At 31.8% G+C, this 13,704-nt stretch carries 14 protein-coding genes and 1 riboswitch; of the genes, 5 read left to right on the top strand and 9 right to left on the bottom strand.

From position 1 onward, the window contains the following. Positions 1 to 24: 24 nt before the first annotated feature. Complete coding sequence (locus tag RH915_RS02965) at positions 25 to 1,413, top strand: sigma-54 interaction domain-containing protein (protein WP_310477825.1); 1,389 nt, start codon at positions 25 to 27, stop codon at positions 1,411 to 1,413. 337 nt (positions 1,414 to 1,750) lie between these two features. Further along, positions 1,751 to 1,933 carry a hypothetical protein gene (locus tag RH915_RS02960; protein WP_310477824.1) on the top strand — a complete coding sequence of 61 codons (183 nt, stop codon included), beginning with the start codon at positions 1,751 to 1,753 and terminating at the stop codon, positions 1,931 to 1,933. Positions 1,934 to 2,012: 79 nt separating this feature from the next. Here the strand turns inward: RH915_RS02960 and RH915_RS02955 are convergent, their stop codons facing one another. The 7 genes from RH915_RS02955 to RH915_RS02925 all read right to left on the bottom strand — a co-directional run bounded on the left by RH915_RS02955 (position 2,013) and on the right by RH915_RS02925 (position 10,490). After that, positions 2,013 to 2,630 carry an ECF transporter S component gene (locus tag RH915_RS02955; RefSeq protein ID WP_310477823.1) on the bottom strand — a complete coding sequence of 206 codons (618 nt, stop codon included), beginning with the start codon at positions 2,628 to 2,630 and terminating at the stop codon, positions 2,013 to 2,015. A 119-nt stretch (positions 2,631 to 2,749) separates the two neighbouring features. Next, positions 2,750 to 2,872: riboswitch (FMN riboswitch) on the bottom strand. A 105-nt stretch (positions 2,873 to 2,977) separates the two neighbouring features. After that, positions 2,978 to 3,535 carry a VanZ family protein gene (locus RH915_RS02950; protein ID WP_310477822.1) on the bottom strand — a complete coding sequence of 186 codons (558 nt, stop codon included), beginning with the start codon at positions 3,533 to 3,535 and terminating at the stop codon, positions 2,978 to 2,980. Between the two features lie 71 nt (positions 3,536 to 3,606). Next, entirely contained in the window at positions 3,607 to 5,631 is a 2,025-nt protein-coding gene (locus RH915_RS02945; protein WP_310477821.1) for a DUF6449 domain-containing protein, read from the bottom strand. Then, entirely contained in the window at positions 5,603 to 6,505 is a 903-nt protein-coding gene (locus RH915_RS02940; RefSeq protein WP_310477820.1) for an ABC transporter ATP-binding protein, read from the bottom strand. The genes RH915_RS02945 and RH915_RS02940 overlap by 29 nt, the downstream gene beginning before the upstream one ends. Further along, positions 6,498 to 6,884, bottom strand: coding sequence for a GntR family transcriptional regulator (locus RH915_RS02935; protein WP_310477819.1), 387 nt, complete (start codon positions 6,882 to 6,884; stop codon positions 6,498 to 6,500). The genes RH915_RS02940 and RH915_RS02935 overlap by 8 nt, the downstream gene beginning before the upstream one ends. A 172-nt stretch (positions 6,885 to 7,056) precedes the next feature. Beyond that, on the bottom strand, positions 7,057 to 8,793 hold the full coding sequence (locus RH915_RS02930) for a bifunctional diguanylate cyclase/phosphodiesterase (protein WP_310477818.1): 1,737 nt from the start codon (positions 8,791 to 8,793) through the stop codon (positions 7,057 to 7,059). Positions 8,794 to 9,113: 320 nt separating this feature from the next. Further along, entirely contained in the window at positions 9,114 to 10,490 is a 1,377-nt protein-coding gene (locus RH915_RS02925) for a L,D-transpeptidase family protein (protein WP_310477817.1), read from the bottom strand. A 172-nt stretch (positions 10,491 to 10,662) separates the two neighbouring features. On the opposite strand from RH915_RS02925, the gene RH915_RS02920 reads away from it, so the two are divergent. Together RH915_RS02920 and RH915_RS02915 are read left to right on the top strand one after the other, a co-directional pair. Then, the gene (locus RH915_RS02920) at positions 10,663 to 11,391 is read left to right on the top strand and encodes a VCBS repeat-containing protein (protein WP_310477816.1); all 729 of its coding nucleotides are present in this window, start codon (positions 10,663 to 10,665) and stop codon (positions 11,389 to 11,391) included. 174 nt (positions 11,392 to 11,565) lie between these two features. Beyond that, the gene (locus tag RH915_RS02915; protein ID WP_310477815.1) at positions 11,566 to 11,733 is read left to right on the top strand and encodes a hypothetical protein; all 168 of its coding nucleotides are present in this window, start codon (positions 11,566 to 11,568) and stop codon (positions 11,731 to 11,733) included. A 62-nt stretch (positions 11,734 to 11,795) separates the two neighbouring features. Here the strand turns inward: RH915_RS02915 and RH915_RS02910 are convergent, their stop codons facing one another. Together RH915_RS02910 and RH915_RS02905 are read right to left on the bottom strand one after the other, a co-directional pair. Beyond that, positions 11,796 to 11,993: a hypothetical protein gene (locus RH915_RS02910; RefSeq protein ID WP_310477814.1), complete on the bottom strand. Its 198-nt coding sequence runs from the start codon at positions 11,991 to 11,993 to the stop codon at positions 11,796 to 11,798. 149 nt (positions 11,994 to 12,142) lie between these two features. Then, positions 12,143 to 12,916, bottom strand: a complete 774-nt coding sequence (locus RH915_RS02905; protein WP_310477813.1) for an inositol monophosphatase family protein — start codon at positions 12,914 to 12,916, stop codon at positions 12,143 to 12,145. A gap of 135 nt (positions 12,917 to 13,051) precedes the next feature. Here RH915_RS02905 and RH915_RS02900 point away from each other — a divergent pair, with 135 nt between their 5' ends. Then, the gene (locus RH915_RS02900; RefSeq protein ID WP_310477812.1) at positions 13,052 to 13,630 is read left to right on the top strand and encodes a hypothetical protein; all 579 of its coding nucleotides are present in this window, start codon (positions 13,052 to 13,054) and stop codon (positions 13,628 to 13,630) included. Positions 13,631 to 13,704: the final 74 nt, after the last annotated feature.

Below are 13,704 nucleotides of genomic sequence, written 5' to 3'. Positions count from 1 at the left end.
AAAAGCTCTTTGAGGAGTGATCTTATGCAAACAAAATTTAAAAAGATACTTCCTAATGAATTAGATGAAATTCTTGAGTCATCATACGATGGTATATACATAACTGATGGTCAGGGCTATACCTTAAAACTAAACAAAGCCTATGAAAGGATCAGTGGCATAAAGCGAGAAGAAATATTAGGCAGAAATATGAAAGAACTGGTACAAGAAGGTTATCTTTCAGAATCGGTATCTCTATTAGTTCTAAAAAAACGAGTTAGAACCACTATAGAGCAAGAATTTTCAAATGGTACAAAAGCCTTAGTAACCGGGACGCCAATTTTCGATGAACAAGGAGATATATCACTAGTTGTTACCAATGTTCGCGACGTAACAGAACTAGTGAATTTAAAGGATGAATTAAAAAAAAATCGTGAACTTACAGAAAAGTATTTCTCAACTATTGAAGAGTTGAAAAAACAAATTATAAAAACTGATCATATGGTTGTTGAGGATGAAAAGATACTAGAGTTACTCAAAGTAGCACAACGGGTATCGCAATTAGATGTTACTATACTACTATTAGGAGAAACCGGTGTCGGAAAAGAAGAAGTTGCTAGATTTATTCATCAGAATAGCAGCAGAAAGGATAAACCTATTGTAAAAATAAACTGTGGAGCCATTCCTGAAAATTTAATAGAATCAGAGTTATTCGGATATGAAAAAGGTGCTTTTACAGGAGCAAAAAAAGAGGGAAAACCCGGCCTTTTTGAAATAGCTGAAGGTGGTACTATATTCTTAGATGAAATTGGTGAATTGCCCTTAGAGCTACAAGTAAAACTACTGAGAGCATTACAGGAAAATGAAATTGTGAGAGTTGGTAGTGTAAAACCTATCAAAATTGACGTTAGAATACTTGCAGCAACAAATAGAGACCTTGAATACATGGTAAAAAACAAACTGTTTAGGGAAGATCTATACTATCGATTAAATGTTGTACCATTTTCAATTCCACCCTTAAGAGAACGAAAAAAGGATATTGTTCCTTTAATCTACTTTTTTACAAATAAAATAAATAATAAATATAATCTTAATAAAAAGTTTTCAGCAGAAGCATATCATTGTTTTATAAAATATGATTGGCCTGGCAACGTACGTGAGTTGAAAAATATCGTTGAGAGAACAATAGTTGTTAGTCCTAATTCAGAAATTGGATTAGAAGATCTTCCTAAACAGCTATACCAAAAACACAACTCTATTAGTATTAATATAGATGAGGATTTACAACCATTAAAAACCGTTGTTGAGAATATCGAAAAGAAATTAGTTGATAAAGCCTATGAAAAGTTTGGAAATGTTCGTGCAGCGGCTAAAGCGTTAGAAATTGATCCCTCTACCTTTGTTAGAAAAAGAAGAAAATACCAAAAACAGTAGCGTTTGTTGTGTAATTGCAACAGTTGCATTTACACAACATTTACATGTAACCTATACAATTCTCTATATTACCTGATTTGAAATTTAAATAAAAAAGGTTTGATGCAAATTTGCATCAAACCTTTTTTTATTTAAGATATTTTTTCCTTTTAAAATCCTAAATATCATTTTAATTATTAATATTTAACATAATTTTTTAAAAGATAAACCTCTAAATTTCAACTACTCCATGCACTCACTTTCTTTTTTCTACTTTCTAAAAAAAGTCTGGCATAATCTTTGCTCTATTAGTAGGTACGAACTAACCAAATAACTTTAATGAAGGGTGGATTATATTATGATAAAAACTAAAGTGGATACAAAAAAAAGTAGTATATTTGCTAAATTACTTGCACTACCAGAAGGGCCTAACCACGATACGTGTTTAGAATTTAAATACTATCTCCCGTTAGATGAGTCTAGACGTAAAGCATTACTAGCATCTTTTTCACAAGGTTTTAGTCAGAGGTTGCAGAAATAAGTTTAATAATGCCACCTTATCTCCTCCAAAGTTTCTTAGTTTAAAGACCCAAATCATTGGTTGATTAGGGTCTTTTACTTTATCTCTTTAAAATCGGAGAAATCTTTTTATAGATAAGTAATGTTATTAGTGCAATAAGTAATCCTTTGAAAATATTAAAAGGTGTTACTCCGTAGATAACTAGTGTTCTTATATCCACAATTCTGCTGTTCACAACAGTTCCCATCTCAATAATATTTTCGATAGGCATGATTTTCGAATAAAAAGGAATAATCAAATAGATATTTGATAATGCGCCTACAAAAGACATTATAACTGTCCCAACTAATGTTCCGATTATTGCGTGGGTTTTGTCTTTTTTATAACGATAAATTAAAGCCGCTGGTACAACATAGGCTGTCCCAACAATAAAATTTGAAAGCTCACCTACTCCTCCTGTTGAGGTTTTGGTTATCAAATGTAAAATATTTTTAAGTAATTGAATAAGCATTCCCGCAACTGGTCCTAGGGTAAATCCACCGATTAGTGCTGGTACATCTGCTAAATCAATTTTTAGAAATCCCGGAAATATTGGTAACGGGAAATGTATCAACATTAATACATAAGCAATTACTGCTAGCATTGAAATTTTAACTAGATTACTCGTAGTTAGTAGTGTTTTTTTGTTCACACCTATAGATCCATTTACATTTTGCATAAGTATTCCTCCTAATAATATCATTAAAGTTGAGGAGAACAGTGTGTTTTAAGTTTGTGAAATAAATCACAAAATGCCCAAAAGAAAAATCCCTTGGGCATGTAGAATCACAGTTTTATTTCGCTCTTCTCCCATCCAGACTTTACTGTCGGTACTGGAATTTCACCAGTTCAATCAATAAAATATTGATTCGCGGACTTTTAACCGCCGGTCGGGAATTTCACCCTGCCCTGAAGAATTAAATGTTATTTAATTTTCTTGTTTTCATTATAACCTTTTACTTTTAATTTGACAAGTATTTAACAGCAAAATTCGACAATAATCATCATTCCTTAATTTGGATTATACTATGCAATAAACCGATGAATCCACTTACTTAAAACTATTCTATATATAAAATATCCAATGATGCCTCCTACTGTATTTAAAATTATGTCATCTATATTCGCTGTGCGTAAAAGAACGAGTCCATAATAAGAAAAAATAAGTTGGTAAATTTCTATGGTTAAAGAAGTAAGCATTGTGTATAGGACCACTTTTTTAAAGCTTTTTATGTGAAATAAAACCGGAAAATAAATCCCTAATGGCAATAACATTACTAAATTATATAAAGATAGTTTAACAGAATTCAAAAAAAACCAGTCAGTTCCGCCTCTATTATACATTTCTACCCAATCTTGTAAAAACTTAAATGGGACTAATTGATAAGATATCCCTCGATATTCTCTTAATGGCGGTATATTAATGCCCCCAGTGGTCACCTGTACCACATATAATAAATAGAAAATAAAGCTATATCTAACTATTCGTTTTAGTAGCTTACTTTTCTTGTGTTTGAAAAAGTCGGATATTATATAAAGGACTAATAATAGACTACCTATTGGTACGATGTCAATACGATACATTGTTCAACCTGCTCTCTATTAATTTAATATAGAGGGGAGAATTTCCCCTCTATATTTTCTTTGTTAAATTGTTAGTTAAAGAAGTCCTCTACATACTGAGGAACACTTCCTTCAAAAAAGTTTTCAAGGGTAATCATGTTATTTTTTTCATCATAAAATCCTACTTGGTATCGTAGTTCTCCTCTGTGATAATTTCCTGATTTTTTAAGGGCCTCATTGATTTTGATTTTATCACTGGTCTCATAGCGCTTTATTGTGTTTGAGTCATCTCTATCTTCAAAACCTACTCTTGATCCACCCTGAAATTCCTCAACGACAATATAAGCTACTTGATCTTCTGTAAGCCTAACTTCATTTAGGTAGCCTTTCTCTTCAAGCCATTGGTCTACATGTTTAAAGTTTTTACTCCAATTTGTATGGATTTCTTGGATCACTTCACCATATAGACTTTCCATTTCTTCTCCTTGGGCAAGTAGAATACTGATGTCTCCCCATCTTCCTGATTTTTCAATGGTTTCATAGTCTGCTTCTAAAATATCTCTTCTTAGTGCTTCTACTAGCTCTTTTATTTCATCTGGGTCCGTTATTGCTACATGTCCCCCATTAGTATAACTATTGATTTGAATTCTTTGCATGGATTTAACTGCAGTATTAAGTACCGGATAATTATTTATTTTATGCTCTTTTGATTCAACCAATGGCTCGTAGTAATCTTCGTAAAACTCGCTACCCACTGGACTATAAGTCCTTACAAAGTTTTCTCCATTATTTAGTTCATATACAATATGGAACTGTCTAGTATCTCTTCGGTGGGATGCTCCTTTGATATTCCATTTGTTATCAATAATGGTTTGGTGCATATTTAATATTCTTTCTATATTTTCTTCTTCTCTGTAAATAAAGTTGAATGATTCACTTTCTTTCATTCTTTCATAACTGTAATGGGTTGGCCCTAAGTAAACACCCTGTATTTCTTCTTTAGTTGGTATTCTTCCCTCAAACCCGACCACATCAAAGGCTAGTGTACTTACTAATATTGTAATTATTAGACCGTAAATCGCATAATTTACAAAAAGCTTTTTTGTAAAAATTCGTACAGATTTTTGTAAAATGCCTTCTGCGATTAAATACCCAAGTAGAGAAAATGTAATATACCCTATATATACCCAAGTTAAGTTTCCGTCTGTTGCATAATAGAAATATAATCCCGCTACAAGCATGACACAAAACGTTACGCCGTATTTAAATATAATCTTTAATGGGTTAAAAACAATGACTTGTAGATTGTTCTCAAGCTTCCTCTCTTTATAAATATATAAACCTATCCCTAGCACAGCTAAAATGAATACTGAATATGCAATAGCTTCCTTTGCTGTGAACATATTATTAAATAGTCCGCCTAAGCGAATAATGGGCGATAATCTTTCCATTCCTGTGTAACCTAATCTTTCATAACTTTCCCAATTAAATCCAAAAAGGTACATTGTCATGTTGTTTAAAACTAGTGTGTATAACCCAACAGGAAGTAATAATACAATGTAAGTTAATATTCCTTGAGCCACTGTTATCCCCGTCACTGTTCCAACAAAAACGGTGCTGGCAAACATAATTAGATTTGCTAAAATCATTGTACCAATCCATACGAAAACTTCTTTAACAGTAAACAATATTGCTAGATCAAAAATAGCTCGTATGATTAGGATAATGATCCCGGTAAGCAGTATCGGTACAACAATAAATCCAATTCCAGCTAATACATAACTGATAAAAAGTCCTTCTCTTTTTATTGGTAAACTATGAATCATGTCTGAACTATCTTTATTTTGTAGGTATCTAAAAAGCAATAACCCTACAACCACCGGAATAGTGAAAATAGAAACCATTATGATACCACTATTAAAGTATAATATATTTTGGTGTATTCTAATACTATTTAAATTTTCTTCTAGATTCGGTAAATATCTTTGAACTTCCATAATAATTTGAAGGGGTACAGTTAAAAACAATGCGATAAAGTACAAAATCGGTACCCAGTATAGTCTTTTAATTTCATTCCTAATAATGCCTTTACTGAAATATGATGTGATCGATTTCATAACCCGTATCCCCCATTTCGTATATAAATACTTCTTCTAAACTTAAAGGTAATACATCTAACACCGCAGGGTTTAGTTTACTAAAGTGATGCATAATCCCTTCTCTTTCCCCCCGCACAATATAGACTTGTATGCTCCCCTTGGTTTCTTTGTGTAAAACTTCTAGTTCTTCTAATGCTTGTGGTTTTACTTCTTCTTTAAAGGCCACTTGTACTTTGTGCACATCCTTTTTTAAATCGTCCATATCTTTTTCTACAATCATTTTTCCTTGATGTAAAATACCTACATGGTCACATAGATCTTCTAATTCCCTTAAATTATGGGATGAAATAATAATTGTTAAGGAGCGCTCGGCTACATCTTGAAATAAAAGGTTTTTTACCTTTTGTCGCATGACAGAGTCTAATCCGTCTAAGGGCTCATCTAAAATCAGTACTTCTGGCATAGCAGATAGGGCTAACCATATAGCTACCTGTCTCATCATCCCCTTAGAAAGTCGATTAATTTTTCTATTAAAGTCTATTTTAAATACTTGCTTTAGATTACGGTACCTCTGCTCATTCCACTTAGGATAAATGCTTTTATAAAATTTTGCCATATCTTCTATGGTATAGGACGAAAAGAAATATAAACGATCTGAAATAAATATAACCCGTTCTTTTAATGCTATATTTTCAAATACCGGTTGTTCATCAATTAAAACTTCACCAGTATTTGGTTTGTACAGTCCAACTAGTGTTTTTAATAAGGTTGTTTTTCCTGCACCATTTGAACCTAAAAGGCCATAAATGGACCCTTTCTTCACAGATAAGTCTACTGAATCAATAGCTTCAAATCCCTCGTATTTTTTTGTCAGATTTCTAACACTAATCATTTTGATCCCTCCCAACATTATTTTCTACTTCTTCAATTACCTTTAAAATTTCATCTTTACCCATGCCTAAGTATATTGCTTCCGATAATATTTTTTTTAATTCCGTTTTAAGTAACATAAGCTTTTCCCTTTGGTCTCCTTTCTCTATCTTCTGAACGAAATTTCCTTTTCCTTTCACTGTGTAAATGTACCCTTCTCGCTCAAGGGCTTTATAGGCTTTTTGTATTGTATTTGGGTTAATGGTCAGCTCCTGGGCTAATGTCCTCACTGAAGGTAACTGTTCATCTGCTTTTAAAACATCTTCCATAATTAGTGTTTTAATCTTTTCAACTAATTGCTCATAAATTGGTAGTCTGCTTCTCAAGTCTAACTCTAGCATCGTCTTCCTCCTTTCTAAAAAATTAAATTAACCTAATTTCACTTTATGTATTATCTGTTATATGTGTGTTAGTTGTATTAGTACAGTTATAGTATAAAATAAAGCTCTACTTTTGTAAAGCCTTATTTTATTATATTAACTTTTTTAGTATTTAAACTATTGATCTTTAATTTTATTTTATCCACGACCCAAGCTCGGCAACAGGTTTGGGCTTGCAATAAAAATAGCCTTGCATTAAATCACAATTTAATTTTAATAATATATCCCTTTGTTCTTCACATTCTACACCTTCTGCTACAACTTTTAAGTTCATGCGATGACATAATTCTATAATAGACTCTGTTATATATTGATCCTTCTCACTAACTAATAAAGAATCTATGAAGGATTTATCTAATTTTAGCTTAGATATTGGTAATTCTTTTAAATAGTTCAACGACGAGTACCCTGTTCCGAAATCATCTAAAGCAATAATGAAACCTTTTTGTTTCAATAAGTCGAAAACTGCTAAAGTCTCTTCTATTCCTTCTAATAAAGTTGTTTCTGTAATTTCCAAAATTATATCCGATGGCTCTACATAATACTTTTTTACTAATGCTTCTAAAAAACTTACTAAGCCTTTATTAATTAAACCCTTTGGAGAGAGATTAATTGAAACAAAAAAGCGCTTATTAGTTTGTTTTTTCCAGTGCTCAACTTGCTTAAATACAGCCTCAAAAATTTGTTTTTCTAATTGTAGAATTTGTCCCGTTTTTTCTGCTATAGGGATAAACTCACAGGGTGAAATGAACCCTCTTTGGGCATCATTCCAGCGTATTAGTGCCTCAAACCCAACTAATTCTTCCTTCACTGTTTCTAAAATTGGTTGGTAGTACATACAAAATGCTTCTGTTTGTAATGCTTCATTAATATCATGCATATAACTGGTTTCTTTATAGGCAAATTCTCGCATGCTCTCTTGATAAATTCGGAACTGATTTTTTCCTTTAATTTTTGCATAATATAGCGCAGTATCTGCATACTCTAGTAGGCCATTGAAGGTGGGGGCATGCTCAGGACACAAGGCAATACCAATGCTTGCAGTTATACAAATTTGATGTCCTGTCAAAAACTGATTATATCTAAAAATTTTAAGCACTTCATTAGCCTCTTTATATAAATCACGTTCGTGATCGTAGAATAATAAAAGTATAAACTCTTCTTCACTATCTCTACCCAAAACAAACTTTTTATTTAATTTTTCTTTTAATTTTTTTGAAATATTTTTAATTACTTCATTACCCAACTCATAGCCTACTAAATTGTTAATGTATCTAAAATTATCTAAATCAATGTAAAAAATAGCAACTTTCTGATCGCTTTTATTTAAATCATACATTGCTTCAAATTCTACATTGAGTTTTGCTTTATTCGGCAGATCAGTTAGCGGATCATAGTAAGCCAACTGATATAATTGTTGATTCATTTTATTTTTTGATTCCATCTCCTCTGTAATGTCAATATGTAATCCTGCAATTCTCAAAGGTTTCCCACTTTGATCCATTTGTATTCTTCCACGACTTAAAACCCAACGATATTCTTTATCTGATTTTTTAATACGATATATATTCTGGTATATTCCAACCTTTTTAACTAGATAGTCTTCTAAAATATTGACTGCTTTTACTTTATCTTCAGGATGAAGAAGATTTTTCCATCCCTCTAATGAATCAATTTTTCTAGACGGTTGACTAACTGTCTCTTCTTTTGAAGAAAAGAAGTATTCGCCATTTTGCAAATTCCAATCCCAAATACCATCATTTGTTCCTTCTAATATAAATTGATTTCGCTCAATAATGTTTGATATACTTGTGTCTTTTTCCTGTGGGGAAGCTTTTTTATTTATTTTGGTTTTACGATTGTTTATCACTTCATTTCCCCCTCTTTAAAATATCAATTATTGCCTCTATTATGTATTAATTATAATATAAAATACCCCGTAAGAATGTACTCAATCAGAATGCTTTTATAAAATTTTTAGTAATCACTATGCACAAAATATCTGCAATTATATAGAAATTGTAACATTTTTCCGTTGTATTATCTTGTTTTTTGTCTAAAATAGTAAAAAATACCTATGTAAAATAATACATTTATTAAAAAAATCTAACTTTCTTAGATATAGAAAGTTAGATTTTTTAAATGTTTAATTTGATTCAGTGCAATGAATGCTGCTTATTATTTATTTTACTATTCAATAACAATAACCGCCCCATCTTCGATGTTCATCCAGTTATATAAAAATTCTGCATGACTTGTAAAGTTACGTACACACATATTTGAGCGTGGAAAAGTTCCAATTGTATGGAGGTACTCTATTAATCCAGGATCAATCTTTTCTCCATTTTCTTCTTCATAAGCTACTGGAACACCATGGATGTAAGCACCTCCTGTAAAACGAATAGCAAAAGGCGCATACCCTGCAATATCCTGTGTGCCACTTTGTAGATACTGAAAACGATCTCTTTTTTGTATTGCCTTATAGCTTCCTAATGTGGTTTCAAAGGAAAAATCACCTGGAATACCTGTAGTTGACAAGGTATAAGAAATAAGATTTAGCCCGTTTTCTGTCACTTCAAAGGCGGCTTGGTTTTGCTGATTCCTATCGATAACAACTACATGATTTAACTGGCTCAGTGTATTATCTAAATCTATATATTGCCGTGGTACATAAAATTCTCCGCCAAAAGTTGGTGAGAAGACCCGATAAAATTCATATACCTCTTCTAGTACACGTACTAGCATACCATCGGGTATATACCTATAATCACTTTCTAAATCAGCTTCCGCATATGCAGGTGCACTATGATAAAAACGATATCCGTGCTCATCTAGTGCTTCATCTCCATTTTGTGGTGGTACCCCATTTTCAAATTTATAATTTGATATAAAATGAAGCTCTCCTTGTTCTAATTCGTTTAACAACTCGCCTACTGCCTGTTGCTTACTATCGAAACGAAATATCCTAGGTGTCCCAGTATTTGAATGAACATATCCTTCTTTTAGTTCTCCTTCACTCTCAAAAGCAACCCTATACCATATATTTGAATCTTCTATTGCATCTCCTTCTACTCTCTGCAATAGAGCGACTTTATGTAGACTTTCTATTTCCTCTACAACCTCTCCATCAGGTACAGGATTTTCTCTAACTATAACGCCTTCTTCAGCTGTTATAAGAAAGTAATCGAAAGTTAAATTATATTTTAAATATTCAATAGCATCATTAACCCCTTCAGGCAATATACTTTCATATTGTTCTAATACCGTATTCATTTCTTTTGACCCAATGTTTTCTAGTAGCGCTTCTTTCTGCTGTTGGCTTATATTTGTTATTCTACTGGCCTCTTCTTCCGTAATTTCTACATCATCTTCTATATCGAAGCCATTAATGTTCTCTTCTACAGCTTCTTCATCAGTTTTTGCGAGTTTATCTTCCTTTGATCTATCTGTAACCTCCTGATTAGGGCCTGGATCTGTTTGTTCTTCTTCTGTAGGTCTTTCCAACGCAGCACACCCAGTCATAACAACCATTACTATAGCAAATATTATCATCTTTCTTCTACGCATAAACTCAACCCCATTCATTTTTTACTTATACACAATATTAGCTTTTACAATGGAATTCGGTATTATGTACTTGTATAGTAATAAATTATGAAGCAGAATGCTAGTTTCTCAGCACAATCTTTCTGCTTTTTCATATACTGAGATAAAGCTTATATCTTAAGGAGGAAAAAGTATGAACTATAGTACCCCTTATAATCCAATCTATACAAGTCCTATAATTATTTCTGCTGCACATGGTGACGTTACTGGGGATGGAATTTCTGATTACGTTTATCTCACTGGTATAACAACTAGTGATAGTCCATATGTGCAGAAGATTACGTTAGTCATTCAAGATGGAAGAACTGGTATGAAAAAAAGTGTTCCCCTTAAATCCGATTCTGGGTATAATCCTACCTTGTTCTTAGGTGACTTTACTGGAAACCATGTTAAAGATATCTTTATTAGCATTGCTTCCGGAGGTAGTGGTGGCATTATGTTCTATTATATTTACTCCGACTTTTGTAATATAACTAGGCTTTTATTTGACTATGAAGTTTTTAACAATGCTTACAAATATGACATTTGCTATAAAGATTATTATAAGGTTGAAGTAAGAAATATTACGAAAGGCATTAAATTTATAATTGATATTTCTACTAGGGATGCTGATTACTTACATGAAATATACCATAAAGATGGTAAGCTAAAATCACCTATTGATGGCTTCGTAAACCCACTAAGTGGACTTTATCCCGTAGATTTTGATACGAATGGTGTTTATGAGTTATTAGCCTATCAAAGAATTTCTGGTCGTTATGCGGCAGATGCTTTAGGCTATCTTAACACTACTTTAAAGTGGGATACACAAAATTTTGTTATGGATCATCAGAATGTTCTTATTTTTGGTGTTGAGTGTTGAGATAAAAGAATTATGGTGCAATATTCTAAAGTAGTAATTTAATAAGTTATATAAATTAAGTGACTTCCTCTTTTAAGAAGGAATCATTTAATTTATATTTTCTTCACTTTAGTTCTTTCCCTTACAATTTATGGTATAATTTTAAGTACTGATATTTGATAAGGGAGGTGTCTAATGAATAGAAGATTTCTGCATAACCTACAAATAGTAGATCGGAGTACAGGTAAACTTTTGCATATTAAATATAAAAGTTTAGTTGTGATTGTATGCACAGTTGTTATTCTCCTATCCATACCGGCATGTTTCATTTATTTACTTAATAACGGATATTTACCTAAGTAGTGAAATGATAAAAGTCCTAAAAGTATTAAACTTTCAGGACTTTTATAAATAGTTTTTTTGAATTACCAAGTACCAAATAATCCTCTTCCACCAAATAATACTACTAGCAATAAGAAGAAGAATAACAGACTATCCCCTGACGTTCTAAATAAACCACAATTACAGAAAATTATAACTAGTAGTAAGAAGAAAAATAATAAACTACTGTTTCCGTGCCTTGAAAACAATCCACCCAAAACGCCCTCTTTTTGAACGCTCATATATTACACCTGCTTTCATAATATATTATTTAGAAAGAGACACCGTTACCTATCTATCTCAATCTTAATATATATAGTATGAAAAATAATAAATTAGGTTCTAGTTATAGTAAATATTTTACATATTAGGATAAATGATATATACAATATTATTCTTTTATTAATTGTCTTAACTCAGAAAAGATATAAGGGTTCCCAGCGATAACTAAATATCCTTTTTCTAGTTGTCTTTTATATACTTTTCCCCCGGCCTCTTGTATAAGCAGTAGTCCTGCTTCAAAATCCCATGGATTAATTTTGTACTCCCAATATGCTTCAAATCGTCCCGCTGCCACTTGACATAAATCTAAAGCTGCACTACCGGTTCGTCGCATCCCACCTACATTTAAAACGACCGCATTAAATTGTTGTAAATTATTTAGAGAATCGGTTTTTCTGTCATAGGGAAATCCAGTTGCTATAAGCGAACTTGTCATTTTAGTGACACTAGATACTTGTACCTTCTTTCCATTTAGAAAAGTACCTTCTCCCTTCACCGCTTGGTAATGCTCCTTAATCATTGGTGCATAAATAACACCAACTACTGTCTCTTCTTTATGTTTAATTGCTACTGATATACAAAACATCGGAAACCTATGGGCATAATTAGTTGTCCCATCAATGGGATCAATAATCCATTTATATTCTGATGTTCCTCTTTGACCACCTTTTTCCTCTGAAAAGATTGTATCGTTAGGAAAAAAGTTTTTTATTTTATCATGTAAAAATTCATCCGTCCAAATGTCCATCTCTGTGACCAAATCAATATCATCATCTTTTTGTGATATGTCAATACTTTCATTCATTCGTAGCAATTGTTCTTTCCCTGCTTCCATTACCCATTGGTTTAGATTTTCTAAACGTTGTTTCCACTCATCCTTCATTAATATTACCTTCTTTCCTAATTAGCGTTATATCATGTTGCGTTCATTTATTGAATCTATCATTTATTTTGTAAAACTATCCAGTTTTATTTTAACATCATAGTGTGCTAAAATAAAATAAGAAAGGGTGGTATTATGTTAACTACTACTGGTATTATTTTACTAATACTTAGTATTGCTTTATCAATACCTTATATACGATCATCAAGAACTAAGCTTTTTGATAAATATTTCCAAGTTGATATTGAAGAAAGTTACAATCTTGTTGACTTATATCCAATTAAAATTACTGGTACTATCAGGCCTACGGTTGATTATTTAGATATCCCCTATGAGGATCTTGATATAGTAATTAATACAAAAACAATTCGTGGAACAATTGTAAATAATAAAATATCACTTGAACTCATTCAGTTAAGCGACCGAAGAAAAGCACTTTATTTAATTAAAAAACATTATACTAAAGCTGTTCAATCATATATTACTGAAACACTTACAAATAAAAAACAATTTATTGAACTAATTAATATTTCAAGCAAAGAAAAAAGATCCCTTGAAAAAATTGCATGTAACACTTGTAAGCACCGCCTAAATTGTCCTTTAGAGTTTAATAAATGTACTTATGAACGGGAAACCAAAGACATTATATTAAGTAAAGGTATCAAGGTAAATACCACTAAAAATTACGAGCTTAATAGTACCACTAACTATTAAACAAAGCTGTCCGAGCACCTTCATAAAAAAATTGATCCTTTAATTAAGGATCAATTTTTATTTTTCTCGTTTTT

The sequence above is a fragment of the Serpentinicella sp. ANB-PHB4 genome (genome assembly GCF_031432315.1).
GTDB lineage: Bacteria > Bacillota > Clostridia > Peptostreptococcales > Natronincolaceae > Serpentinicella.
The sequence above is the reverse complement of the archived record's forward strand: the minus strand, read 5'-3'. Positions and strand labels throughout refer to the sequence as shown.

Bases quoted from the DNA above. Each gene is read 5' to 3' on its own strand.
- RH915_RS02940 (WP_310477820.1), bottom strand. From the start codon at position 6,505: ATGATTAGTGTTAGAAATCTGACAAAAAAATACGAGGGATTTGAAGCT.
- RH915_RS02955 (WP_310477823.1), bottom strand. From the start codon at position 2,630: ATGCAAAATGTAAATGGATCTATAGGTGTGAACAAAAAAACACTACTA.
- RH915_RS02925 (WP_310477817.1), bottom strand. From the start codon at position 10,490: ATGCGTAGAAGAAAGATGATAATATTTGCTATAGTAATGGTTGTTATG.
- RH915_RS02960 (WP_310477824.1), top strand. From the start codon at position 1,751: ATGATAAAAACTAAAGTGGATACAAAAAAAAGTAGTATATTTGCTAAA.
- RH915_RS02945 (WP_310477821.1), bottom strand. From the start codon at position 5,631: ATGAAATCGATCACATCATATTTCAGTAAAGGCATTATTAGGAATGAA.
- RH915_RS02920 (WP_310477816.1), top strand. From the start codon at position 10,663: ATGAACTATAGTACCCCTTATAATCCAATCTATACAAGTCCTATAATT.
- RH915_RS02950 (WP_310477822.1), bottom strand. From the start codon at position 3,535: ATGTATCGTATTGACATCGTACCAATAGGTAGTCTATTATTAGTCCTT.
- RH915_RS02905 (WP_310477813.1), bottom strand. From the start codon at position 12,916: ATGAAGGATGAGTGGAAACAACGTTTAGAAAATCTAAACCAATGGGTA.
- RH915_RS02910 (WP_310477814.1), bottom strand. From the start codon at position 11,993: ATGAGCGTTCAAAAAGAGGGCGTTTTGGGTGGATTGTTTTCAAGGCAC.
- RH915_RS02935 (WP_310477819.1), bottom strand. From the start codon at position 6,884: ATGCTAGAGTTAGACTTGAGAAGCAGACTACCAATTTATGAGCAATTA.
- RH915_RS02965 (WP_310477825.1), top strand. From the start codon at position 25: ATGCAAACAAAATTTAAAAAGATACTTCCTAATGAATTAGATGAAATT.
- RH915_RS02915 (WP_310477815.1), top strand. From the start codon at position 11,566: ATGAATAGAAGATTTCTGCATAACCTACAAATAGTAGATCGGAGTACA.
- RH915_RS02900 (WP_310477812.1), top strand. From the start codon at position 13,052: ATGTTAACTACTACTGGTATTATTTTACTAATACTTAGTATTGCTTTA.